The sequence below is a fragment of the Pseudomonas sp. SWRI50 genome (assembly GCF_014269095.1).
GTDB classification, from domain to species: domain Bacteria; phylum Pseudomonadota; class Gammaproteobacteria; order Pseudomonadales; family Pseudomonadaceae; genus Aquipseudomonas; species Aquipseudomonas kermanshahensis.
Map to the genome: position 1 here is coordinate 1 of NZ_JABWRW010000021.1, position 24,768 is coordinate 24,768.

19 protein-coding genes and 5 tRNA genes are annotated in these 24,768 nt (G+C 61.7%); 12 read left to right on the forward strand and 12 right to left on the reverse strand.

Annotation, left to right across the window (positions count from 1 at the left end):
- Nucleotides 1-464: 464 nt before the first annotated feature.
- From alaS to mgtE, 8 genes are all read left to right on the forward strand, one after another.
- Nucleotides 465-3,089 (forward strand): alanine--tRNA ligase, encoded by a 2,625-nt coding sequence (gene alaS / locus HU750_RS20095; RefSeq protein ID WP_085272489.1) that lies wholly within the window; start codon nucleotides 465-467, stop codon nucleotides 3,087-3,089.
- Nucleotides 3,090-3,173: 84 nt separating this feature from the next.
- Nucleotides 3,174-4,409: an aspartate kinase gene (locus tag HU750_RS20100; RefSeq protein WP_027593076.1), complete on the forward strand. Its 1,236-nt coding sequence runs from the start codon at nucleotides 3,174-3,176 to the stop codon at nucleotides 4,407-4,409.
- 158 nt (nucleotides 4,410-4,567) lie between these two features.
- A complete protein-coding gene (csrA, locus tag HU750_RS20105; RefSeq protein ID WP_003254503.1) occupies nucleotides 4,568-4,756 on the forward strand; it encodes a carbon storage regulator CsrA in 189 nt (62 codons plus the stop codon).
- A 72-nt stretch (nucleotides 4,757-4,828) separates the two neighbouring features.
- Nucleotides 4,829-4,919, forward strand: a tRNA-Ser gene (locus HU750_RS20110).
- Between the two features lie 107 nt (nucleotides 4,920-5,026).
- A tRNA-Arg gene (locus tag HU750_RS20115) sits at nucleotides 5,027-5,103 on the forward strand.
- A 72-nt stretch (nucleotides 5,104-5,175) separates the two neighbouring features.
- Nucleotides 5,176-5,252 (forward strand) — tRNA-Arg (locus tag HU750_RS20120).
- Between the two features lie 72 nt (nucleotides 5,253-5,324).
- Nucleotides 5,325-5,401: transfer RNA gene (locus HU750_RS20125), tRNA-Arg, on the forward strand.
- 377 nt (nucleotides 5,402-5,778) lie between these two features.
- The gene (mgtE, locus tag HU750_RS20130) at nucleotides 5,779-7,221 is read left to right on the forward strand and encodes a magnesium transporter (RefSeq protein WP_027593075.1); all 1,443 of its coding nucleotides are present in this window, start codon (nucleotides 5,779-5,781) and stop codon (nucleotides 7,219-7,221) included.
- A gap of 192 nt (nucleotides 7,222-7,413) precedes the next feature.
- On the opposite strand, the gene HU750_RS20135 is transcribed toward mgtE, so the two are convergent.
- A complete protein-coding gene (locus HU750_RS20135) occupies nucleotides 7,414-7,740 on the reverse strand; it encodes an Arc family DNA-binding protein (protein ID WP_003254499.1) in 327 nt (108 codons plus the stop codon).
- A gap of 347 nt (nucleotides 7,741-8,087) precedes the next feature.
- Between HU750_RS20135 and phnN the strand changes: the two genes are divergently transcribed.
- Together phnN and HU750_RS20145 are read left to right on the forward strand one after the other, a co-directional pair.
- The gene (gene phnN, locus HU750_RS20140; protein ID WP_186681978.1) at nucleotides 8,088-8,717 is read left to right on the forward strand and encodes a phosphonate metabolism protein/1,5-bisphosphokinase (PRPP-forming) PhnN; all 630 of its coding nucleotides are present in this window, start codon (nucleotides 8,088-8,090) and stop codon (nucleotides 8,715-8,717) included.
- An 88-nt stretch (nucleotides 8,718-8,805) separates the two neighbouring features.
- Nucleotides 8,806-8,882: transfer RNA gene (locus HU750_RS20145), tRNA-Arg, on the forward strand.
- Nucleotides 8,883-8,953: 71 nt separating this feature from the next.
- Here the strand turns inward: HU750_RS20145 and HU750_RS20150 are convergent.
- The 6 genes from HU750_RS20150 to HU750_RS20175 form a co-directional block, all read right to left on the reverse strand.
- On the reverse strand, nucleotides 8,954-9,280 hold the full coding sequence (locus HU750_RS20150; protein ID WP_099430121.1) for a branched-chain amino acid transport AzlD family protein: 327 nt from the start codon (nucleotides 9,278-9,280) through the stop codon (nucleotides 8,954-8,956).
- On the reverse strand, nucleotides 9,280-10,020 hold the full coding sequence (locus tag HU750_RS20155; RefSeq protein WP_186681980.1) for an AzlC family ABC transporter permease: 741 nt from the start codon (nucleotides 10,018-10,020) through the stop codon (nucleotides 9,280-9,282). Before HU750_RS20155 ends, HU750_RS20150 begins: the two co-directional genes overlap by 1 nt.
- Before the next feature lie 130 nt (nucleotides 10,021-10,150).
- Nucleotides 10,151-11,095 carry a dihydrodipicolinate synthase family protein gene (locus HU750_RS20160; RefSeq protein WP_420876197.1) on the reverse strand — a complete coding sequence of 315 codons (945 nt, stop codon included), beginning with the start codon at nucleotides 11,093-11,095 and terminating at the stop codon, nucleotides 10,151-10,153.
- Between the two features lie 37 nt (nucleotides 11,096-11,132).
- The gene (gene abaF / locus HU750_RS20165) at nucleotides 11,133-12,506 is read right to left on the reverse strand and encodes a fosfomycin efflux MFS transporter AbaF (RefSeq protein WP_273003976.1); all 1,374 of its coding nucleotides are present in this window, start codon (nucleotides 12,504-12,506) and stop codon (nucleotides 11,133-11,135) included.
- 264 nt (nucleotides 12,507-12,770) lie between these two features.
- A complete protein-coding gene (locus HU750_RS20170; protein ID WP_186682068.1) occupies nucleotides 12,771-13,391 on the reverse strand; it encodes a GntR family transcriptional regulator in 621 nt (206 codons plus the stop codon).
- Nucleotides 13,392-13,515: 124 nt separating this feature from the next.
- A complete protein-coding gene (locus HU750_RS20175; RefSeq protein WP_099454960.1) occupies nucleotides 13,516-14,031 on the reverse strand; it encodes a hypothetical protein in 516 nt (171 codons plus the stop codon).
- Between the two features lie 214 nt (nucleotides 14,032-14,245).
- Here HU750_RS20175 and HU750_RS20180 point away from each other — a divergent pair, with 214 nt between their 5' ends.
- Complete coding sequence (locus HU750_RS20180; RefSeq protein WP_186681982.1) at nucleotides 14,246-15,244, forward strand: sensor domain-containing diguanylate cyclase; 999 nt, start codon at nucleotides 14,246-14,248, stop codon at nucleotides 15,242-15,244.
- A 141-nt stretch (nucleotides 15,245-15,385) separates the two neighbouring features.
- Here HU750_RS20180 and lpdA read toward each other — a convergent pair whose 3' ends face one another.
- Genes lpdA through HU750_RS20200 form a run of 4 tightly spaced genes read right to left on the reverse strand, consistent with a single transcriptional unit; the run spans nucleotide 15,386 to nucleotide 20,347 of the window.
- Entirely contained in the window at nucleotides 15,386-16,765 is a 1,380-nt protein-coding gene (lpdA, locus tag HU750_RS20185) for a dihydrolipoyl dehydrogenase (protein ID WP_186681984.1), read from the reverse strand.
- Nucleotides 16,766-16,767: 2 nt separating this feature from the next.
- Nucleotides 16,768-18,054, reverse strand: coding sequence for a dihydrolipoamide acetyltransferase family protein (locus HU750_RS20190; RefSeq protein ID WP_186681986.1), 1,287 nt, complete (start codon nucleotides 18,052-18,054; stop codon nucleotides 16,768-16,770).
- A complete protein-coding gene (locus HU750_RS20195) occupies nucleotides 18,055-19,113 on the reverse strand; it encodes an alpha-ketoacid dehydrogenase subunit beta (protein ID WP_186681988.1) in 1,059 nt (352 codons plus the stop codon). It lies immediately after the preceding gene.
- Nucleotide 19,114: 1 nt separating this feature from the next.
- Nucleotides 19,115-20,347, reverse strand: coding sequence for a 3-methyl-2-oxobutanoate dehydrogenase (2-methylpropanoyl-transferring) subunit alpha (locus HU750_RS20200; protein ID WP_027593064.1), 1,233 nt, complete (start codon nucleotides 20,345-20,347; stop codon nucleotides 19,115-19,117).
- A gap of 197 nt (nucleotides 20,348-20,544) precedes the next feature.
- Between HU750_RS20200 and bkdR the strand changes: the two genes are divergently transcribed.
- Complete coding sequence (bkdR, locus tag HU750_RS20205) at nucleotides 20,545-21,030, forward strand: Bkd operon transcriptional regulator BkdR (RefSeq protein WP_027593063.1); 486 nt, start codon at nucleotides 20,545-20,547, stop codon at nucleotides 21,028-21,030.
- Nucleotides 21,031-21,231: 201 nt separating this feature from the next.
- Here bkdR and rne read toward each other — a convergent pair whose 3' ends face one another.
- Nucleotides 21,232-24,459: a ribonuclease E gene (gene rne / locus HU750_RS20210; protein ID WP_186681990.1), complete on the reverse strand. Its 3,228-nt coding sequence runs from the start codon at nucleotides 24,457-24,459 to the stop codon at nucleotides 21,232-21,234.
- Nucleotides 24,460-24,768: the final 309 nt, after the last annotated feature.

Consider the following 24,768-nt stretch of genomic DNA (forward strand, 5'->3'; position numbering starts at 1 on the left):
CCTGATGAATGGCCTCAATGTAAACGGCACGCTGCGAGCTCACCACGATGTTGGCCAGAAGCAAAAAGCTTCCTCGAATAGGCCTGATACATAGATGCAACCGGGTTCCTAAGTTCAAAAGCAGCTAGACAGTGTGGGCGAGTCCATACATAGGAGCAGCACAAGGCTGCTCCTACCGGAAATGCAGGTTTATTGGATCCTGTTTCACCCTGAAAACCTTTTAATTCACCGTCTATTCCATTTTCCCTTCCCTTCGGCCGTAATGGGCTTGCCAGTGGCGAAAGGCTGCAATTAGCATCCGATCATGTCATTTTCGTTTGCAACCGCCTGAAAACCGTCTATTCGACGTTTTCCATCGCATAAACACACTGCACCGAGTTTGCAGGACCGATATAATGCGGCCCTTTGCCGTCGTTTCGTCGACGCGTTTGCCCACCAGGGCCGCCGTTTCCGTGGAAGAACCTATGAAAAGCGCAGAAATCCGTGAAGCCTTCCTTCGCTTCTTCGAAGAGCAGGGACACACCCGAGTTGCCTCCAGCTCCCTGATCCCGGGCAATGACCCGACCCTGCTGTTTACCAACGCCGGCATGAACCAGTTCAAGGACTGCTTCCTCGGCCAGGAAAAGCGCGCCTACACCCGCGCCGTCAGCAGCCAGAAATGCGTACGCGCCGGTGGCAAGCACAACGACCTGGAAAACGTCGGCTACACCGCGCGTCACCATACGTTCTTCGAGATGCTGGGCAACTTCAGCTTCGGCGACTATTTCAAGCGCGACGCGATCACCTACGCCTGGACCTTCCTGACCTCGGACAAGTGGCTGAACCTGCCGAAGGAAAAGCTCTGGGTCACCGTCTACGCCACCGATGACGAAGCGTACGACATCTGGACCAAGGAAATCGGCGTGCCGGCCGAGCGCATGGTGCGCATCGGTGACAACAAAGGCGCCCCGTACGCGTCCGACAACTTCTGGACCATGGGCGATACCGGCCCGTGCGGCCCTTGCACCGAGATCTTCTACGACCACGGCGCCGACATCTGGGGCGGCCCACCCGGCTCGCCGGAAGAAGACGGCGACCGCTACATCGAGATCTGGAACAACGTCTTCATGCAGTTCAACCGCACCGCCGATGGCGTCCTGCACCCGCTGCCTGCCCCCTCGGTAGACACCGGCATGGGCCTGGAGCGTGTCAGTGCGGTACTGCAGCATGTTCACTCGAACTACGAGATCGACCTGTTCCAGAACCTGCTCAGCGCCGCGGCCAAGGCCATCGGTTGCAGCAATGACAGCCAGGCGTCGCTGAAAGTGGTCGCCGACCATATCCGTTCGTGCGGCTTCCTGATCGCAGACGGCGTGCTGCCGTCCAACGAAGGCCGTGGCTACGTGCTGCGCCGCATCATTCGCCGCGCTTGCCGCCACGGCAACAAGCTGGGCGCCAAGGGCAGCTTCTTCTACCAGATCGTTGCCGCACTGGTGGCCGAGATGGGCGAAGCCTTCCCAGAGCTGAAGAGCCAGCAGGCGCATATCGAGCGCGTGCTCAAGGCTGAAGAAGAGCAATTCGCCAAGACCCTGGAGCAAGGCCTGCGCATCCTCGAGCAGGACCTGGCGCAACTGCAGGGTGACGTGGTGCCGGGTGACGTGGTGTTCAAACTGTACGACACCTACGGCTTCCCCATGGACCTGACCGCCGACATCGCTCGCGAGCGCGAGCTGACCATCGACGAAGCCGGTTTCGAGCGTGAAATGGACGCTCAGCGTGAGCGTGCGCGCTCTGCCAGCGCCTTCGGCATGGACTACAACAGCCTGGTCAAGGTCGACACCGCCACGGACTTCCTGGGCTACACCACCACCGAAGGCCAGGCCAAGGTCATTGCCCTGTACAAGGACGGCCAGGCCGTCGAGCAGTTGGGCGAAGGCGAGCAGGGCGTGGTGATCCTCGACCGCACGCCGTTCTACGCCGAATCCGGCGGCCAGGTGGGTGACAGCGGCTTCCTGCAGGCCGGCGCCGTGCGCTTTGACGTGCGCGATACCACCAAGACCGGCGGTGCCTTCCTGCACCACGGTGTGGTTGCCAGCGGTGCATTGAGCGTGGGTGCCGAGGTCGAGGCCAAGGTCGACGCCGACGTGCAGCACGCCACCTCGCTGAACCACTCCGCCACTCACCTGCTGCACGAAGCGCTGCGCCAGGTGCTGGGCGATCACGTACAGCAGAAGGGCTCGCTGGTCGACAGCCAGCGCCTGCGTTTCGACTTCAGCCACTTCGAGGCGGTCAAGCCAGAGCAGATCAAGGCGCTGGAAGACATCGTCAACCGTGAAGTGCGCCGCAACACCGAGGTGCTGACCGAGGTGACCGACATCGAGACCGCCAAGCGCAAAGGCGCCATGGCCTTGTTCGGCGAGAAGTACGGCGATACCGTGCGCGTGCTGAGCATGGGTGGCGACTTCTCGGTGGAGCTGTGCGGGGGTATCCATGCCAAGCGCACCGGCGATATCAGCCTGTTCAAGATCATCAGCGAAGGCGGCGTGGCCTCTGGGGTACGTCGTATCGAAGCGGTTACCGGCGCGGCTGCGCTGGCCTACCTGAATGCTGCCGAAGAGCAGGTGAAGGAAGCCGCGCAACTGGTCAAGGGTAACCGTGACAACCTGATCGACAAGCTGTCGGCGGTGCTCGAGCGCAACCGTCAGCTGGAGAAGCAGCTGGAACAGCTGCAGGCCAAGGCCGCCAGCGCCGCCGGGGATGATCTCTCCAACGCGGCCGTTGAGGTCAAGGGTGCCAAGGTGCTTGCCGCTCGCCTGGATGGGCAAGATGGCAAGGCCTTGCTGGCCCTGGTCGATCAGCTGAAGAACAAGCTCGGCCACGCAGTGATCCTGCTGGGCAGTGAGCATGAGGGCAAGGTCGTGCTGGTGGCCGGCGTGACCAAGGACCTCTCCAGCCAACTCAAGGCTGGCGATCTGATGAAACAAGCCGCTGCGGCAGTGGGTGGCAAGGGCGGTGGCCGTCCGGACATGGCCCAGGGTGGCGGCGTCGACGTCGCTGCGCTGGACCAGGCCCTGGCGCTGGCCGTGCCGTTCGCAGAGCAGGGACTTTGAGATGAGGGGGCCGGCGGTCTAGTCGCCGGCTCCTTCATGTTGGATTGTTTTTTGGGGCCCTGTATGGGCTGAGGCACCATTGAAATGGCGTTGATCGTACAGAAATTTGGCGGCACCTCTGTCGGTTCCATCGAGCGGATCGAGCAGGTAGCCGAAAAGGTCAAGAAACACCGTGAGGCGGGCGACGACCTGGTGGTCGTGCTGTCGGCCATGAGCGGTGAAACCAATCGCCTGATCGATCTGGCCAAGCAGATCACCGATCAGCCGGTTCCGCGTGAACTGGATGTGATCGTGTCGACCGGTGAGCAGGTCACCATTGCCCTGCTGACCATGGCCTTGATCAAGCGTGGTGTGCCAGCGGTGTCCTACACCGGTAACCAGGTGCGCATTCTGACCGACAGCTCGCACAACAAAGCCCGCATCCTGCAGATCGACGACCAGAAGATTCGCGCCGACCTCAAGGAAGGGCGTGTGGTCGTGGTTGCAGGTTTCCAGGGGGTCGACGAGCACGGCAGCATCACCACCCTTGGCCGTGGCGGCTCCGACACCACCGGCGTCGCCCTGGCGGCGGCGCTCAAGGCTGACGAGTGCCAGATCTACACCGACGTGGATGGCGTCTACACCACTGACCCGCGCGTGGTGCCGCAGGCACAGCGCCTGGAGAAGATCACCTTCGAAGAGATGCTGGAAATGGCCAGCCTCGGCTCCAAGGTGCTGCAGATCCGTTCGGTGGAGTTCGCCGGCAAGTACAACGTCCCGCTGCGCGTGCTGCACAGCTTCAAGGAGGGTCCGGGTACCCTCATTACCATTGATGAAGAGGAATCCATGGAACAGCCGATCATTTCCGGTATCGCCTTCAACCGTGATGAAGCCAAGCTGACCATTCGCGGCGTGCCGGACACCCCGGGCGTGGCCTTCAAGATCCTCGGCCCGATCAGCGCCTCGAACATCGAGGTCGACATGATCGTGCAGAACGTGGCGCACGATAACACCACCGACTTCACCTTCACCGTACACCGCAACGAGTACGAGAAGGCGCAGAACGTGCTGGAGAACACCGCCCGTGAAATCGGTGCCCGCGAAGTGATCGGCGACACCAAGATCGCCAAGGTCTCGATCGTTGGCGTTGGCATGCGCTCCCACGCAGGCGTTGCCAGCCGCATGTTCGAAGCCCTGGCCAAGGAGAGCATCAACATCCAGATGATCTCCACCTCCGAGATCAAGGTTTCGGTCGTGATCGAAGAGAAGTACCTGGAGCTGGCCGTACGCGCGCTGCACACCGCGTTCGAACTGGACGCTCCTGCCCGACAGGGCGAGTAAGGCGCTGCCTGGAAGGGCGCGGCTTGCCGCGCCCTTCGCGTTTCTGCTCGCCACGCACGCTGCTGCGGGGTGGGCAACCAGGGCTGGGTCGTCGTCCGCGACCAGGCCCCCGATACCAAAGACTGTTATCCCTGAATGTTTTGCGTAAGGAGAAAGCTATGTTGATTCTGACTCGCCGGTGCGCCGAGAGCCTGATCATTGGAGACGGCGAGATCACCGTGACGGTGCTTGGCGTCAAAGGCAACCAGGTGCGTATTGGCGTCAGCGCCCCGAAAGAAGTGGCTGTGCACCGCGAGGAAATCTACCTGCGGATCAAGAAAGAGAAGGACGAGGAGCCAAGCCTTTAATTCTTTTGAAGTTTTTTTCAAAAAAAGGGTTGCAAAGGTGAAAGAGGTTCTTTAATATTCGCCTCGTGTTGCGGTGAGGTGGCCGAGTGGCCGAAGGCGCTCCCCTGCTAAGGGAGTATACCTCATAAGGGTATCGGGGGTTCGAATCCCCCCTTCACCGCCATTATTCGCTTAGGCCGCTGTAAACAGTAAGAACGCTAAGTAGTTGAAATTAAACGAAAAAAGTTCTTGCAAAAATGTTTCAGCGACCTATAATGCGCGGCAAGACACGGACTCATAGCTCAGCTGGATAGAGTACTCGGCTACGAACCGAGCGGTCGCAGGTTCGAATCCTGCTGAGTCCGCCACTTTTGAAGTGGCTTTGCTTACAAGGCTACTTCAAACAACCAGTGGTAATCTGGTCTAAAACTACCAACCACGGACTCATAGCTCAGCTGGATAGAGTACTCGGCTACGAACCGAGCGGTCGCAGGTTCGAATCCTGCTGAGTCCGCCACTTTTGAAGTGGCTCTGCTTGCAAAGACGCTTCAACAAGCCAGTGGTAATCTGGCCTAAAAATACCGACCACGGACTCATAGCTCAGCTGGATAGAGTACTCGGCTACGAACCGAGCGGTCGCAGGTTCGAATCCTGCTGAGTCCGCCATACAATCAAAAAGCCCGCTCAAATGAGCGGGCTTTTTGTTTTCTCCCGTTCACTGTTTCTCAGTGATGCCCGCTAGACTGCACATAAACCGGCCCGATAATCTTTTGCGCGGCATTTGTGTTTTTTCTTTTGCTCCCGCCGTCGCACACATAGCTTCGAGCGTTGTCCTAGCTTTATCTCGCAAACGATTGTTCTGGCCAAAAATTTAAGCGATCTGACAGCTTAGGCAGTGTATGATTGCGCCCGTCAGCCCCGCCGGGGCTTGTGGAATACCACCATGGACTTACCCAGTAGTTACTCCTTAACAAGATTCATACAGAAAGATCTGACCGATTGATTCCCCCGGCGTGCTCCGCTGCTGGGAGTGGAGTTCGCCTATGACTGAAGTAGAAGTAAAGAAAGCGCAAGAGAGCCTGCAGGATCGCCTGGCTCAGGTGGTCGAACTGCTGCAGCGCCAGCGCGTGGTCGAAGACCTCACCCACCGCCAGGAGGGTGCTCATCACGACCTGGTCGAAAACCTCGTCCACCGCCAGAACCTCGTTGAGCTGCAGCGCAAGCTCGATGACCTGCACCCCGCCGACGTCGCCTACATCCTCGAAGCATTGCCCCTGGAAGACCGCCTGACGGTCTGGCAGCTGGTGCGCTCGGACCGCGACGGCGACATCCTGCTTGAAGTATCCGATTCGGTTCGCCAATCGCTGATCGCCGACATGGACGATCACGAACTGCTCGCCGCTGCCAAGGAAATGGACGCCGACGAACTGGCCGACCTGGCGCCCGAGCTACCGCGCGACGTCGTTCACGAGTTGATGGAAACCCTCGATGCCCAGCAACGCGAGCGCGTGCGTTCGGCGCTGAGCTACGACGAGGAGCAGGTCGGTGCGTTGATGGACTTCGAGATGGTCACCATCCGCGAAGACGTCAGCCTCGAAGTCGTATTGCGTTACCTGCGCCGCCTGAAAGAGCTGCCGAACCACACCGACAAACTGTTCGTGGTCGACTATGACGGCATTCTCAAGGGCGTGCTGCCCATCAAGCGCCTGCTGGTCAACGACCCGGACAAGAAGGTGGCAGAGGTCATGGCGACCGACCCTGTGTCCTTCCACCCCGAGGAAGATGCCTACGACGCGGCTCAAGCCTTTGAACGTTATGACCTCGTATCCGCCCCGGTGGTGGACAAGAGCGATCGCCTGATCGGCCGTCTGACCATTGACGAAATGGTCGACCTGATTCGTGAAGAGAGCGAGAGCGAAGTGCTCAACATGGCCGGCCTGCGCGAAGAAGAAGACATCTTCGCCTCGGTCTGGCGTTCGCTGCGCAACCGCTGGGCGTGGCTGGCCATCAACCTGATTACTGCATTCCTGGCTTCACGGGTGATCGGCCTGTTCGAGGGGTCGATCGAGAAGCTGGTGGCGCTGGCCGCCTTGATGCCGATCGTGGCGGGCATCGGTGGTAACTCCGGCAACCAGACCATCACCATGATCGTGCGTGCGATGGCGCTGGACCAGGTGTCGCCAGGCAATACCAGCCGCCTGATGCGCAAGGAGCTAGCAGTTTCGTTGCTCAACGGCTTGATCTGGGGTGGCGTGATCGGTGCGGTGGCGTTCTGGCTGTATGGCAGTTGGTCATTGGGCCTGGTGATGACCGCGGCAATGACCTTGAACCTGCTGTTGGCAGCGTTGATGGGGGTGTTGATCCCGATGACCCTGACACGCCTGGGGCGCGATCCGGCGATGGGCTCCAGCGTGATGATCACGGCAGTGACCGACAGCGGCGGGTTCTTTATCTTCCTGGGCTTGGCGACGCTGTTCCTGCTCTGATTATTGGGGGCCAGCCTATGGCCTGTAGCAGCAGCCTTGTGCTGCGAAGAGGGCCGCTGTAGCAGCCAACATTCATGGCGTTGTCACTGGCCTCTTCGCAGTGCAAGGCTGCTCCTACACACGATTGCTAATGATGTGACGAACAATAAAAAAGCCAGCTTACGCTGGCTTTTTTGTGTTCGCTAGCAACCTTCAGGAAGCGTCGGCGGCCATTTCTACATCGTGAGCGATGAGGGCGACCAGGGCGTTCTGCTGGCGGTGGGACAGTTGGCGGAAGCGTTGCAGCAACTCGCGCTCATGCAGGGACAGTTCAGGGCTGTCCAGGCGCATGCTCAGCTCGTCACCCAACGCGCCTTCCTGGATAAGGCTCTGTTCCAGGCGCGCGATGATCTCGGAGTTCATGCTGCGGTGATGGTTGCGCGCTACCTCGGCAATGCGCTCACGCATCCCATCTGGCAGGCGGACGACAAACTTGTCAGCAGTGCGGCTGGAGTAAATAGCCTGTTTCATTGGGCGCATATAAATTGACCGGATTTACTGGTTCAGGGGACGCGGTTCTCAAATTGGCCGCACGGGGTGGAAATACGACCGTGGCGACAACAAAATGTTCAACCCTCGTGGAAAATTGGATGCTCATCTTGCCTCATGGTCGCCGTTTCCTTGGCGTCAATTCTGTGACAAATAGTGAGCCCGGTAAAGGCTTTATGCCAGTACCAATTATCAGAAATGAGCACTGGTTTGAAAAGTTTTACATGCTCCGACTTGTCCCGCCGTCAGTCTTCTGCCGTCAAAAACTGGTAAAACGCAGCAAAAGGCCAAGAAAACTCCTAGAATGCGCGGGTTTCCTTCCATAGAGCATAGTGGCTATGCAACATGACGCAAGCGCACGGCGATCAGCGACAGGCCGCCTGATATTTCTGATAGGACCGTCGGGTTCAGGGAAAGATTCCCTGATCGATGCCGCGCGCGAGCAACTCACTGCTGCCGGGGTAAAAATTGCTCGCCGCATCATCACGCGTTCGGCCGAAGCCAAGGGTGAAGCAGCCCAAGGCGTCACTGCCCAACAGTTCGAAGCGATGCGTGCGCAGGGTGGATTTGCCATGCATTGGCAAGCCAATGGCCTGAGCTACGGGATCCCGCAGCACGTTGATCAATGGCTGGAAGCGGGCAGCGCGGTGCTGGTGAATGGCTCCCGCGCCTATCTGGCTGAAGCGCAGCGGCGCTACCCGGATCTTCTGGCAGTGCTCATCGACGTGAAGCCCCAGGTATTGCGCCAGCGCTTGCTGGCCAGAGGCAGAGAAACCCCGGACGAGATCGAACAGCGGTTGGCGCGTAATGCGGGGCTGCAAGCCTTCAATGACCCTGCGGTGCATGTGCTGGACAATTCCACTACGCTCGACGCAGCGGTGACCGGATTGTTCAAACTGCTTCATGATGAAGGCGTAATCCGGTACCTGACCCAACCAGCCACGGAACCGCAGAAAAGGATTACGTGAAAAAGGCCTGTTGCAGCATGACAAACGGCAGCATGCTGGTTAACATGCTGGCCGTCCAACTGTGCAGTGTTCACTGCCCGGTTCTAGCGTCTCAGTAGCTCAATTGGATAGAGCATCCCCCTCCTAAGGGGAAGGTTGCAGGTTCAATTCCTGCCTGGGACGCCATTTCCTTCCGAGCGACTCCACACCTTCATCACCCTCCGACGCTTTTGTCGGCAAACGTGCGCACACGTTGCCTACAGCCCCCAGTGCTTCAATGCCCACAGCGCGCCCATGCCCACGCCCAGCGTCAACAGCGTGCTGCGCGTACGCCAGGCCACCAGGCCCGCCAGTATCGCGGCGGGAATCTGCGGGTTCATCCAGTCGAAGTCGGCGTGCCGGTCAGGGAACACCACGGCCGGCAGCACCAATGCGGCCAGCACGCTGGCCGGCACGTAGGCCAACGCGCGGCGAAACAGCGGCGGGATGCGCAGCACGGTGTAGAACTCGATGAACGACAAGCGGACCGCGAAGGTGCCCAGGCCGATCAGCAGGAAGGTAATCCACTGGCTCATTTCGCTCATCATGCGTCCTGCTCGATGTGTTCATCCGCCACGGGCTGTACGGCTTTTGTTTTCCGCAGGTTCTCTAGGGTCAAGCCGGCGATGATCCCACCCAATGCACCCGCCAACAGGCCCAGGTTATATGGCAGGTCGACCGCCAGCACCGCGAGCAGGCCACCGGTCAGCGCTGCGCCGAGCGTCGCCCGGTTACGGATGCTGGGGATTAGCAGCGCCAGGAACGACAAAGGAATGGCAAAGCCCAGCGACCAATCTTCGGGGATGCCAGCGCCCAAGTACATGCCGGCCAGCACCGAAAGGTTCCAGCCAAACCACATGGTAATCGCCGTGCCAGCGTAGTAGTGAAAGGCGAAGCGCCCGAGTTCGCCTGAAGACATCTTCAATGAGCACAAGGCAAAGGACTGGTCGGAAAGCAGGTAGGCCATCGGCCATTTATGCCGCCGTGGCAGGTGGCTCAGGTGCGGGGCGAGGCTGGCGCTGTACATCAGGAAGCGAAGGTTGATCACCAGTGCCGTGACCACCATCGTCACCGGCAGGGCGCCGCTTTGCATCAATTGCATCACCACCATCTGCGCGGAGCCTGAATAGAACAGCAACGTCATACCGATGGCATCGGCGGGCGACAGGCCCAGGCCGATGGCCGTGACCCCGGTGATCAAGCCGAAGGGCACGACCCCGGAGGTCAACGGCAGGACGCTGTGGGCGCCTTGTCTGAACGCTTGGGTCGCGCTGGGGTACGGCATTTGAATTCCTTGACGGTGTCCGGGAGAGGGGGGCTCGCTCCCAAGGTAATGCGCGTGAAAGTTGCCCGCAATGGCTGCGTGCTAAAGGTGTTGCCCCCTGCCAGAGGAAGGGGGCTTTGCGTCAGCGCGGTCAGTCTATGTTGTTGGCCGCGGACCAATCGGCGTACCAGGTGCGGAACAACGCGTACTGCTGTTCGGCATAGCGGCGTTGGGCGTCGCTCAATGCATCGCTTTCGTTGAAGTGCAGGGCGTATTCCTGGTCGCCATTGAGCACCATCAGGTGCTTGTAGTACAGGACCAGGTCGCAGCCTTCATCGAACGATGACAGCACGGCCAGGGCCGCTTCCAGCTCGCCGGCCAGCCGGCGCGCTTTTGCATCGCCTTTGGCTGCGCGTTTGGCCAGCGCGACCAGGTGCAGCACTTCGCGCGGCAGGGCATTGCCGATGCCAGTGATGGCGCCGGTGGCATTGCAGTTGACGAAACCGTGCACCACCTGGGTATCGACGCCTACCATCAAGGTCACGTCGTCATCTTTGGAGGTGATGAATTCTGCGGCATAGCGCAGGTCGGCACCGCCGCCGAATTCCTTGAAGCCGATCAGGTTCGGGTGCTCGCGGCGCAGGTCGAAAAACAGGTCGGCGCGGGTCGCGAAGCCATAGTACGGGCTGTTGTAGATCACCGCTGGCAGCTGAGGGGCAGCGTCGAGAATGGCCTTGAAGTGGGCCTTTTGGGCTACCGCCGAGGCGCCGCGGGACAGCACGCGGGGGATCACCATCAAGCCCTGGGCGCCGACTTTGGCGGCATGGGCGGCATGGGCCACGGCTTCGCGGGAATTGACCGCACCGGTGCCAACGATGGTCGGGATGCCGGCGGCGACCAGGCGGGCCACGCCTTCCTGGCGCTCGGCCTCGGTCAGCAGCGGCCAGTCGCCCATGGAGCCGCAATACACCACGGCGCTCATGCCAGCGTCGATCAGCTCGCGGCCTTTGCGTACCAGCGCGTCGAAGTCCGGTTTGCGGTCCGGGGTGCAAGGTGTCATCAGTGCGGGGATGGTGCCGGTGAAGATGTTGCTCATGGTCATTACCTCGAGAGTTGTCATTCTTGTTGGTCGGTCAGCGCTTGGCAGTGCGCGCCACGGATTCTTCGTCCACCGCCCGCAGCGACTTGCCGCGTGTCTCCCTGGCACCGGCGACGGCAATGATCGAGATCACGGCGGAAACCACCAGGTACCAGGCGATCGGTGTGGAGCTGTTGTATTCCTTGAGCAGGGTCACTGCGATCAGCGGGGCCAGCGAACCGGCGAGGATCGGCGCGACTTGGTAGCACAGCGACAGGGCGGTGTAGCGCACATGGGTGGGGAACAGCTCGGCCATCAGGGCGGAGTAGGGCGCGTAGGTCATCGACTCGATGGCCAGGCCCAGGGTGATGGCGGCCATGATCAGCCAGTTGTTGCCGGTGTCCATCATCGGGAAGCCGATGAACCCCCAGAAGGCGGTGAGCACGGCGCCGATCAGGTACACCGGCTTGCGCCCGATGATGTCCGAGAGGTAGCCCATGAACGGGATCATGAAGAAGTGCAGCAGGTGTGCGCCAAACATCAGCAGCAGGACCTGTGACGTGTCCTTGTGCACCACCAGCTTCAGGTAGGTGATGGAGAAGGTGACGACGATGTAGTACAGAATGTTTTCGGCAAACCGCGCACCAATGCCGATCAGCACCTCGCGCCAGTATTTGGTGACCACCTCGACCACGCCCAGTTGCTGGCTTTCCATCAACTGCTGGCGGGCCTGGGCTTCTTTGAAGATGGGCGCATCGTCGACCCGGGTACGGATCCAGTAGCCAATCAGCACGACCACCGCCGAGAACCAGAACGCAACGCGCCAGCCCCAGTCCAGGAACTGCGCTTCAGTCAGGTTGGTGGAGAGCAGCAAGAGGATGACCGTGGCAATCAGGTTGCCTGCTGGCACGCCGGCTTGCGGCCAGCTGGCCCAGAATCCGCGGCGGTTGTCCGGGCTGTGTTCGGACACCAGCAATACCGCGCCGCCCCATTCACCGCCAAAGGCAAAGCCCTGGATCAACCTCAGTACCACCAGCAGGATGGGGGCGGCGTAGCCGATGCGTTCGAAGGTGGGCAAGCAGCCCATCAGGAAGGTGGTCACCCCGACGACGATCAGGCTGATCTGCAGCAGGTGCTTGCGGCCGACCTTGTCGCCGTAGTGGCCAAACACCAAGCCGCCGATGGGGCGTGCGAGAAAGCCCACGGCGTAAAGCGCGAAAGCCGCGATGATGCCGTCCATTGCACTGCCGGTCTGGCGGAAGAACAGCTGGCCGAACACCAAGGCCGATGCTGTGCCATAGAGGAAGAACTCGTACCACTCGGCAACAGCGCCCGCCATCGCGGCTGCCACCACACGTTTGATGCCTGCAGGCGCCTTGTCTGCTGTGTTCGCGGCACTCACTGATGCCGCCGTTGAGGGTGTGGCCATCGTTTTGCACTCCGATACGTATTATTGGAAGAAGGAGTAGGCAGTTCGGCATCGATTGGATGCCGTGCATTCCTTATATGGTATTTCGTATACGATATCTAGATAAGCAAAAACGAAGCCAAACAGACCGCTCACGGTAATGCGTGTAGGAGCAGCCTTGTGCTGCGAAGCGGTCAGCGCCGCCTGCGAAGATTAACGGGGTTATTACCGGCCTCTTCGCAGCACAAGGCTGCGCCTATAAAGGGCGCGCGGTGGGTGAGAGAATTAGTTATGGGGCAGGTGATCGTAAAGGCTTTGGCACACACCATTGATGTGCGCTTCGATCAGCCGAGCAGCTAGCTCCACATCCCGTGCACGGCAGGCGGCGACGATATCGCGATGCTCGTGATCGGCTCGGTCCTTGCCCGCCGACAAACTCATCTGCATGCGCAAATAACGTTCGACCTTGTCATGAATGGAGCGAATCAGGCTGATCAAGTAGGGGCGTTTTGCAGGCTCGTACAAACAAGCGTGCAACGCCCAGTTGAGGTCGGCCCAACGGCCGATGTCATCCTCGCCGATGAATTCTGCGCAGATAGCTTCAGCACGGGCAAAGTGTTCTTCGGTCATGTTGGGGATCGCCAGGCGGATCGCCTTCACTTCCAACAACACCCTCACCTCGAACATCTGCGCCAGTTCCGGCTCCGAGATGCGCGTGACCAATGCGCCACGGTTGCGATGAAAGTCCACCAGGCCTTCCGCTTCAAGGCGTTTCAAGGCTTCACGTACGGGAATCTTGCTGACATTGAAGGCGTGCGCCACTTCGTCCTGGCGCACGGGTTCGCCTTCGGCGAGCTGGCCTGAAATGATCGCCTCACGCAGGTGCTTGGCGATGATTTCCGACATAGAAGGGGTCGCCCCCAGGTTGGTGGCTTTGAAGGACGGCAGCGGCACAGGATTTTCCAGCAGGTGGCATTGCGGATATCTTATACGAAACCTTGGTCTATCCAAATCAACCGCCACCGCGGCGTCACACCAGGCTGGCTACCGGATCCTCATCTTCCGATGCGGCGACCTGCTCCTCGATCTTCGCTTGTACCTTTTGGTGCATGTCCTCTTTCATGCGCTGGGCGATCAGTTCGTCGACCTTTGCCTTCATCTCCGGCGGCAAGGCGTTGTACTCCTCTGGCGTAATGCCGATCTCACGCAGTAATTTTTCCTTGATCATCTCGCCAGGTGATTTGGCCATGTAGTCGCGAAACTCTTGCAGGGCGCTACTGGTCGTCTCTGTTTCAGCATCGGCTTGCTGGCGCGCAGCGACCTCAGGGTTTTGCAGCGCTACCTTGAGTTTGGCAAAGGCTTCTTCGCGCGCATCCTCGGCGTTTTGCTGTGAGGTGTTGCCTTGGCTGTGCTGTTGCGCTGCGGTGTTGCCGGTGGCCGCTGGCGCGCGCAGTTGCGCGGCTTGGGCGACGGCCTGTTCATCGGTGGCGCGCTGGGGTTGGTGAACTGTGGGCTGCCAGCTGACGCCGTTGGGGGCGATTATCATGTTTCCTCCTGGAAATCTCATTGGCAGGCACTCCGCGCAAAAGCCATGCCAGCACTGAACAGGCCGAAAATAGGCCTTCGGGCCTATTCCGGTTACTTTCCGGTGGGCATATGCTTGCCCGTCAGAGGCATTGCCTTGCCGCATGCGGCAACCATCAATACTGTCGGCAGCCCCTTGAACGGAGCGCAGTTGCTGGGCATCAGGGAGAGCGTCCATGAGTCAGGAAACCATGCCGGCACCCGCCGGTTTCAGTGAGCAGCAGCTGCAAACCTTGTTCGAGTTGGTAAGTGACGGCATCTGGGACTGGAATGCCAACACCGGCTACGTCTACCGCAACCCAGGCTGGTACGCCATGCTCGGCTATGCCAGTCATTCCATGGCCAACTCGGTGCTGACCTGGGAAAGCGTGATTCACCCGGAGGACTACCCGCGGGTCATGGCGCATTTCGAGGCCTACATCAATAACCGCAACGAGCGCTACCTGATCGAGTACCGCTGCCGCTGCCAGGATGGCAGCTACCTGTGGATCGAAGACAGCGGCTACATCATCGACCGCAACGACGACGGCTCGGTGGCCCGCATGCTTGGCGCCCACCGCAATATCGATGCCGGCAAGCGACGGGTGGCCCAGCTTGAGCAGCAGAACCTGTCGCTGGAAGGCCTGGTGGCCGAGCGCACCCGCGAGCTGTCCTGGGTCAACCAGCAATTGCAGCGTCAGCTGGATGAAAACCGCGAACTGGCCGAACGCGATGCGTTGACCCGCATCGCCAATCGGTACCGGCTGGAAAAGGTGTTGCTGCAAGAGTGCGAGCGCGCCCAGCGCTTCCGCCACCCCTTGTCGCTAATTGCCATGGACGTGGATGACTTCAAGCCGATCAACGATCATTACGGCCATGCCCGTGGCGATGCGGCGCTGGTGCAGGTGGTCGACAACCTGCGCACCTGCCTGCGCGAGCATGACCTGTTGGCGCGCTGGGGCGGTGACGAGTTCGTCATCGTGCTGCCGCAGACGGCGCTGGACGATGCGCTTGAAGTGGCCGCACGGTTGCGCCAGGTGATGGAGCAGGTGGAGCCGGTAGGCGAGTGTCGCCTGACCATGAGCTATGGGGTGGTGCAGTGGCAGGAGGGTCAAGACCCGGATGATTTGTTGGCCCGCGCTGACAAAGCCCTGTATCGCGCCAAAGGCGCGGGTAAGAACGCGATAGCTGAATGAGCTGACGATGGGTGAATGGGGCCGCTGCGATGGGTCGCACAGCGGCCCCTTTGGCCGCCACAGGTCCCCGCTGAGCGAAAGAAAAAAGACCCGCGGCGCCTTGCGGCGCAGCGGGCCAAATCGGCCTCAGCCGCTTCAGTGTCAGATATGCAAGGCGTGGCCCAGTGCACGCAACGCAGCTTCCTGTACCGCTTCACCCAGCGTCGGGTGGGCGTGGATGGTACCGGCGATGTCCTCAAGGCAGGCGCCCATTTCCAGCGATTGGGCAAAGGCCGTGGACAGTTCCGAGACCGCCACGCCAACCGCTTGCCAACCCAAGATCAGGTGATTGTCGCGGCGCGCCACCACGCGCACGAAGCCGGCTTTCGACTCAAGGCTCATGGCCCGGCCATTTGCCGCGAACGGGAACTGCGCGACGATGCAGTCCAGGCCTTGTTGGCTGGCTTGCTCCGGCGTCTTGCCGACCACCACGATTTCCGGGTCGGTAAAGCACACTGCGGCGATCGCATTCGGCTCGAAGCGCCGTGCCTTGCCAGCGATGATCTCGGCGACCATCTCGCCCTGGGCCATGGCCCGGTGTGCGAGCATTGGTTCACCCGCCACATCGCCGATGGCCCAGACATTGCGCATGCTGGTCTGGCAGCGTTCGTCGATGGCGATGGCGGCGCCGTTCATCTTCAGTTCCAGCGATTCAAGGTTGAAGCCTTGAGTACGCGGGCGCCGGCCGACAGCCACCAGCACCCGGTCGGCCTCCAGGCGCAGTTGCTGGCCTTGGCCATCACGGGCCAGCAGGCAACCGTTCTCGTAACCCTCGACGCTATGGCCCAGGTGCACGGCAATGCCCAGCTTCTTCAGCGCCTCGGCCACCGGTGCGGTCAGCTCGCTGTCGTAGGTCGGCAGGATGCGCTCGCGCGCTTCCACCACGCTCACCTGCGCGCCCAGCTTGCGGTAGGCGATACCCAACTCCAGGCCGATATAACCACCGCCCACCACAACCAGGTGCCGCGGCAAGGTTTCGGGTGCCAACGCTTCGGTCGAGGAAATGATCGGCCCACCCAGCGGCAGCATCGGCAGTTCGACGCTGTTGGAACCTGTGGCCAGCAACAGGTGCTCGCACTGGATGCGTTGGCCGTCGACGTCGACATGCTTGCCGTCGAGGACCTTCGCCCAGCCATGGATCACCTTGACCCCGTGCTTCTTCAGCAAGGCAGCCACCCCGGTGGTCAGGCGGTCGACGATGCCGTCTTTCCAGGCCACGCTGCGGGTGATGTCCAGGCGCGGTGAGCTGACACTGATGCCCAGTGGCGATGGCTCGGTGTAGCGCGAGGTCTGGTGGAACTGCTCGGCGACATGAATCAGCGCCTTGGACGGAATACAGCCAACGTTGAGGCAAGTGCCGCCCAACGCCTGGCCTTCCACCAGCACGGTGGGAATACCCAATTGCCCGGCGCGGATGGCGGCCACATAGCCGCCAGGGCCGCCGCCGATGATCAGCAGGGTGGTTTCGATAGTCTGTTGCATGCTCACTCCACGAACAGGCAGGCGGGTTGCTCAAGCAGGCCACGCACGGCCTGGATGAACAGCGCAGCATCCATGCCGTCGACCACCCGGTGGTCGAACGAGCTGGACAGGTTCATCATCTTGCGTATGACGATCTGGCCGTCGATCACCATCGGCCGCTCGACCATGCGGTTGACGCCGACGATCGCCACTTCCGGGGTGTTGACCACCGGTGTACTGACGATGCCGCCCAACGCGCCGAGGCTGGTCAGGGTGATGGTCGAGCCAGACAATTCCTCGCGGCTGGCCTTGTTGCTGCGCGCGGCGGTCGCCAAACGGCCGATCTCGCTGGCATTGCCCCACAGGCTGCCGGCTTCGGCGTGGCGCAGTACCGGTACCATCAGGCCATTGTCGCCTTGGGTGGCGATGCCCACATGCACCGCGCCATGGCGGGTGATGATTTGCGCTTCGTCGTCATAGGTGGCGTTGATCTGCGGGAAGTCGCGCAGGGCCACGACCAACGCGCGGACCAAAAACGGCAGCAGGGTCAGCTTGCCGCGGCTGTCGCCGTGCTTCTGGTTGAGCTGCTGGCGCAGGGCTTCCAGGGCTGTGACGTCGATCTCTTCGACGTAGCTGAAGTGCGCGACCCGGCGCTTGGCGTCCTGCATGCGCTGGGCGATCTTGCGGCGCAGGCCGATGACTTGCACCTGCTCGCTGTCGGTACGCTTGGCGTAGCCACTGGGCGCTTGCCCGGCGGCGGTCTGTGGCTTGCTCATGAACGCATCGAGGTCTTCGTGCAGGATGCGCCCGGCTGGGCCGCTGCCATGCACGTAGCGCAGCTCGATGCCGGCATCCAGCGCACGCTTGCGCACAGCTGGGGAGGCCAGCGGCTTGTCGCCCGCCTGTCGCGGCACGATGGGCGCGGCTGTGGCGGTGGCTGCGGCCTGGCAGGCTGGCGCTGCGACGGCGGCACGCGCTGGCGGTGTGTTGGCTGCTGGCGCGGCCACTGGCTCGACGGGCTTGGCTTCAGCGGGCTTGCCCTGCGGCGCGTCGACATGGTTGCCGCTGCCTTCCACTTCGATGCGGATCAGCTCGCTGCCGACCGCCATCACCTCACCCGGCTGGCCACTCAGGGCCAATACCTTGCCGCTGACCGGCGAAGGGATTTCCACGGTCGCCTTGTCGGTCATGACATCGGCCACCACCTGGTCTTCGGCGATCACATCACCGACCTTGACGAACCACTCGACCAACTCGACTTGCGCGATGCCTTCGCCAATGTCCGGCATCTTGATGACGTGCGTGCCCATTCAGACCTCCATGACCCGTTTCAATGCCGCACCTACCCGCGAAGGCCCTGGGAAGTAAGCCCATTCCTGTGCGTGAGGGTAGGGGGTGTCCCAACCGGTGACGCGCTCGATCGGCGCTTCGAGGTGATGGAAGCAGTGCTCCTGAACCAGCGCCACCAACTCGGCACCGAAACCGCAGGTGCGGGTAGCCTCGTGCACCACCACGCAACGGCCGGTCTTTTTCACCGACGCGACGATGGTCTCCAGGTCCAGCGGCCACAGGCTGCGCAGGTCGATGACTTCGGCATCGACGCCGGTTTCCTCGGCGGCCACTTGGGCCACGTAGACCGTGGTGCCATACGTCAGCACGGTAACGTCGCTGCCGGGGCGGGTGATTGCCGCCTTGTCCAACGGCACGGTGTAGTAGCCATCCGGCACGGCGCTGTGCGGGTGCTTGGACCACGGCGTCACAGGGCGGTCGTGGTGGCCGTCGAACGGGCCGTTGTAGAGGCGTTTGGGCTCAAGGAAAATGACCGGGTCGTCGCATTCGATCGAGGCGATCAGCAGGCCCTTGGCGTCATAGGGGTTGGACGGCATGACGGTGCGGAGCCCGCACACCTGGGTGAACATCGCTTCGGGGCTCTGGCTGTGCGTCTGGCCGCCATAGATGCCGCCACCGCAGGGCATGCGCAGGGTCAGCGGGGAGATGAACTCGCCGGCCGAGCGATAGCGCAGGCGGGCCATTTCCGACACGATCTGGTCGGAGGCCGGGTAGAAGTAGTCGGCAAACTGGATTTCCACCACCGGGCGCAGGCCGTAGGCGCCCATGCCCACGGCAGTGCCGACGATGCCGCTTTCCGAGATCGGGGCGTCGAACACGCGCGACTTGCCGTACTTGGTCTGCAAGCCTTCAGTGCAGCGGAACACGCCACCGAAGTAGCCGACGTCCTGGCCGTAGATCACGACATTGTCGTCACGCTCAAGCATGATATCCATGGCCGAGCGCAGGGCCTGGATCATGGTCATGGTAGTGGTGGCCATGGCGGTTTCCGGGTTGATGCTGTTGTTATGGTCGTTCATCTCAAACCCCCAGTTCCTGGCGTTGACGGCGCAGGTGTTCGGGCATTTCCTTGTACACGTCCTCGAACATCGAGGCCGCGCTCGGGATATGGCCGTTGGCCAGGGTGCCGTACTGTTCAGCTTCCTTCTGCGCGGCGATGACCGCAGCCTCGAACTCGGCGGTGACCGCCTGGTGCTCTTCCTCGGACCAGTGGCCGATCTTGATCAGATGCTGCTTCAGGCGGGCGATCGGGTCGCCCAGCGGGAAGTGGCTCCAGTCATCGGCAGGGCGGTACTTGGACGGGTCGTCGGAGGTGGAGTGCGGGCCGGCACGGTAAGTGACCCATTCGATCAGGCATGGGCCCAGGCCACGGCGGGCGCGTTCGGCGGCCCAGCGCGAGGCGGCGTACACAGCGACGAAGTCGTTGCCGTCGACGCGCAGGGAGGCGATACCGCAGCCCACGCCACGGCCGGCGAAGGTGGTCGATTCACCGCCAGCAATGGCCTGGAAGGTGGAGATCGCCCACTGGTTGTTGACCACGTTGAGGATCACCGGCGCGCGGTACACGTGGGCAAAGGTCAGGGCGGTATGGAAGTCCGACTCGGCGGTGGCGCCGTCGCCGATCCAGGCTGAGGCGATCTTGGTATCGCCCTTGATCGCCGAGGCCATGGCCCAGCCGACCGCCTGCACGAACTGGGTCGCCAGGTTGCCGCTGATGGTGAAGAACCCGGCCTCGCGTACCGAGTACATGATCGGCAGCTGGCGCCCCTTGAGCGGGTCGCGCTCGTTGGACAGCAACTGGCAGATCATCTCCACCAGTGACACGTCGCGGGCCATCAGGATGCTCTGCTGGCGGTAGGTGGGGAAGCACATGTCGGTGCGGTTCAGGGCCAGGGCCTGGGCGCTGCCGATGGCTTCCTCGCCCAAGCTCTGCATGTAGAAGGACATCTTTTTCTGGCGCTGGGCAACCACCATGCGGCTGTCGAAGATGCGCGTCTTGAGCATGGCGCGCATGCCTTGGCGCAGCACCTGCGGGTCGATGTCTTCGGCCCATGGGCCGAGGGCGTCACCGTGCGCGTCCAACACGCGGATCAGGCTGTTGGACAGCTCTGCGGTGTCGGCAGCGTCGACGTCGATGGACGGTTTGCGGACAACACCTGCATCGTTCAGACGCAGGTAGGAAAAATCGGTCTGGCAGCCTGGCCGGCCGGTGGGCTCGGGCACATGCAAACGCAGGGGGGCGTACTCGTTCATGCTTTTTACGCTCGCTCGAATGTTGTTTTTGTGAGCTCTGAAGCGGCCGCCGCTGAGTACCGGCTTGTGACTGGTAAGTCAGCGTCACCTACATCTTAGTGGCACGGCAGGAGAATTTTTCTCTCAAGTTGGTTGCCTTTGCTGACGGGCGCAGATAAACATTCCGCATAAACACAAAAAACCGGTGAATTTGTCTCATGCGCAAACTCGATCGTACCGATATCGGTATTCTCAACAGCCTTCAGGAAAACGCCCGCATCACCAACGCGGAGCTGGCGCGCTCGGTCAACCTGTCGCCCACCCCCTGTTTCAATCGGGTCAAAGCGATGGAAGAGCTGGGGGTGATCCGCCAGCAGGTGACCTTGTTGTCGCCGGAGGCGTTGGGGCTGGACGTGAATGTGTTCATCCATGTGAGCCTGGAAAAACAGGTCGAGCAGTCGCTGCACCGCTTCGAGGAAGAGATCGCCGAGCGCCCCGAGGTGATGGAGTGCTACCTGATGACGGGCGACCCGGATTACCTGCTGCGGGTGTTGCTGCCCAGTATTCAAGCGCTGGAGCGGTTTCTCGATTACCTGACGCGGTTGCCGGGCGTGGCGAATATCCGGTCGAGTTTTGCCTTGAAGCAGGTGCGCTATAAAACGGCGCTGCCATTGCCCGCGAATGGGATGACCCTGCGCGAATAAGGGAAGCGGAATTACACACCTGTAGGAGCAGCCTTGCGCTGCGAAGAGGCCGGTGAAATCACCGTAGATCTTTGGTGTTTACACTGGCCTCTTCGCAGCACAAGGCTGCTCCTACCTGATTCGGGCGGCCTGAAATAGAGGCAAGCAAGAAAAAGCCCCGCCAGTTCGCACTGGCGGGGCTTTTTCATTCAGCCTTGGCTATCAGCCGTGATGAGGTTTGTGCTCATCAGCGGTTTCCAGGGCAGTTTCCTGCGTCGATGCAGCAGCTTCCTGCGCGGCTTTAGCCGCAGCCTCGGCTTCACGCTTGCGGCGACGCACTTCACGTGGGTCGTTAGGCGCGCGGCCGTTTGCCAGCATTACAGTGGCGGTTTCAACCACCACAGGTGCTTCGACCGGTGCGGGCTCTACCGCAACTGGAGCAGGCTCAGCGACCACTTCCGGTTGGGCTTCGGCAGCCGGAGCAGGTGCTTCAATGACCGGTGCCTGTTCGATGAAGGCCGGGGCCTTTTCGATTTCACCGGCTTCGACCGCTGGAGCTTCCACTGGGGCTTCGGCAACCACTGCAGGTTCGGCCGCAGGGGCTTCTTCCACGACCGGCTGTGGCGCAACTTCAACCACAGGTTCGGCAGTCGCTTCCACCACTACGGGTTCGCTGACAGGTTGTTCGACCACCGGAGCAATGGCGACTTCCTCGGCCTGTGCAACGGCTTCGACCTGCTCGGCGGGCTTGGCGACTTCGCGGGTGTCGGTTTCGGCGACTTCAGCGGTGGCGCGCTCGGCCTGCTGATTGGCTTGGGCTTCGGCATCGGCACTGATGCTGCTGCTGGCAACAGCCGCGGTCACAGCCAGGCCGGCAGCCAGTTCGGCACCCAGCTCGCTGGCCTGGTGCTGTTGTGGCTGCTCTTCGCTGCCGTCGTCTTCGCTACCTTCGATCAGCTCACCGTTGGCATTGCGCTGACGCTCGCGACGGTTGCTGCGACGACGCTGGCCGCGGGAACGGCGGCGCGGACGCTCGCCATCGGCGCCTTCCTGCTCGTCTTGCAGCAGCTCTTCGTTCGGCAGTTGCTCTTCGGCAAGCTCTGCAGCCTGCTCGGTGGCTTCTTCGCTGGCACGTGGCTGGCGCTCTTCACGCGGTGGGCGTGGGGCACGCTCTTCACGTGGGGCGCGTTCTTCGCGGGGTGCGCGTTCTTCACGCGGGGCACGCTCTTCACGCGGAGCACGCTCTTCACGCGGCGCACGTTCTTCACGCGGCGCGCGCTCTTCGCGAGGGGCACGCTCTTCACGCGGTGCACGCTCTTCGCGTGGGGCGCGTTCTTCACGGGCTACACGCTCTTCGCGTGGCTGGCGCTCTTCACGGGCAGCGGGTGCCGGCGTGGCTTCCAGCGGCTCGCGCAGTTCGCGTACCGGGCGTTCTTCGCGGTTGCCACGACGGTCTTCGCGAGGCTGACGTGGTTGGCGCTCTTCGCGCGGTGCACGTTCTTCACGCGGTGCACGTTCTTCACGTGGTGCGCGTTCTTCGCGAGGCTGACGCTCTTCGCGTGGTGCGCGCTCGGCACGCTCTTCGCGTGGCTTGCGCTCTTCGTCGCGACGGCCGTTACGGTTGCGGGTCTGCTGGCGGCCGTTGCGACGCTCTTCGTTGCGTGGGGTGCGTTCAGCAGCTGGTTTTTCGGCTGTGACGGCCGGTGCGGCGACCGGTTCGTCCTTGCCGGCGAACAGGCTGACCAGCGACTTGACCAGGCCTTTGAACAGGCTTGGCTCTGGGGCGCTTGGCGCTGGGGCTACCGGTGCGGCAGGTTGCTGCGGCTCTTCGACAGTGCTCGGCACCGGCGCGTTGGCGCGGGCCGGGGCAGTCTTCACCGCGGCTTCCTGGCGAACCAGGGTGCGGGTGGCGGTCGGCTGCGGCGCTTCTTCGGTTTCGGTGGCGGCGATCTCGTAGCTGGACAGGTTGTTCAGCACTTCAGGGTTGTCGTCGCGCAGGCGCTGGACTTCGAAGTGCGGGGTTTCTAGGTGATCGTTCGGCAGGATGATGATGCGTGCACGGGTGCGCAGTTCGATCTTGGTGATCGAGTTGCGTTTCTCGTTCAGCAGGAAAGCAGCGACCGGGATCGGCACCTGGGCGCGCACTTCGGCAGTGCGGTCCTTCAGCGCTTCTTCCTCGATCAGGCGCAGGATGGCCAGCGACAGCGACTCGACGTCACGGATGATGCCGGTACCCGAGCAGCGTGGGCAGACGATGCCGCTGCTTTCGCCCAGCGATGGTCGCAGGCGCTGACGGGACATTTCCAGCAGGCCGAAGCGCGAGATACGGCCAACCTGAACGCGGGCGCGGTCGGCCTCAAGGCACTCACGCACACGCTCTTCGACGGCGCGCTGGTTTTTGGCCGGGGTCATGTCGATGAAGTCGATGACGATCAGGCCGCCGATATCACGCAGACGCAGTTGGCGGGCGATTTCTTCGGCCGCTTCCAGGTTGGTCTGCAGGGCGGTTTCCTCGATGTCGCTGCCTTTGGTGGCGCGCGCCGAGTTGATGTCGATAGAGACCAGGGCCTCGGTCGGGTCGATTACGATCGAGCCGCCGGACGGCAGGTCGACGACGCGCTGGAAGGCGGTCTCGATCTGGCTCTCGATCTGGAAGCGGTTGAACAGCGGGACGCTGTCTTCGTACAGCTTGACCTTGCTGGCGTACTGCGGCATCACCTGGCGGATGAAGGTCAGGGCTTCTTCCTGAGCGTCCATGCTGTCGATCAGCACTTCGCCGATGTCCTGGCGCAGGTAGTCGCGGATGGCGCGGATGATGACGTTGCTTTCCTGATAGATCAGGAATGGCGCGGCGCGGTCAAGGGAGGCTTCCTTGATGGCGGTCCACAGCTGCAGCAGGTAGTCGAGGTCCCATTGCATTTCTTCGCTGCTGCGGCCAAGGCCGGCAGTGCGCACGATCAGGCCCATGTCGCCCGGCACGGTCAGGCCGTTCAGGGCTTCGCGCAGCTCGTTGCGCTCTTCGCCTTCGATGCGGCGGGAGATGCCGCCAGCGCGTGGGTTGTTAGGCATCAGCACCAGGTAGCGGCCGGCCAGGCTGATGAAGGTGGTGAGGGCGGCGCCTTTGTTGCCGCGCTCTTCCTTCTCGACCTGGACGATGACTTCCTGGCCTTCGCTGAGGACGTCCTTGATGTTGACGCGGCCTTCGGGGGACTTCTTGAAGTACTCGCGGGAGATTTCTTTCAGCGGCAGGAAGCCGTGACGTTCGGAGCCGAAGTCGACGAAGGCGGCTTCGAGGCTAGGTTCGATGCGGGTGATCTTGCCTTTGTAGATGTTGGCCTTTTTCTGCTCACGGGCGCCGGACTCGATGTCCAGGTCGTAGAGGCGTTGGCCGTCCACCAGGGCTACACGCAACTCTTCGGGTTGAGTTGCGTTAATCAGCATTCTTTTCATGTTGTACCGTCGGTTTCCGGGCTGCCGGAAACGGCGTTCGGCACACACGACGTCTCATGGTCGGTGCCAAGGTGCGCAAAGGGTGGCGGGGCCACCCCCGTGTCGAGCGACGTTCGGCACCAGCCGGTTGCCCAGCCTGCCGTTGTCACGACGACGCGTCCTGTTTGCTGCGGTGCCTAGCTGGCCCTTGTGGCTTTCGAATAGGTATCCGAATCAACCCAGCGGGCCAAGTGCACTCAGTCAGGAGGAGGAATCAACCTTCAGCCGTGGACGCCCGGAGGCATCTGTTTCAGGACCTTATCCGCTCGC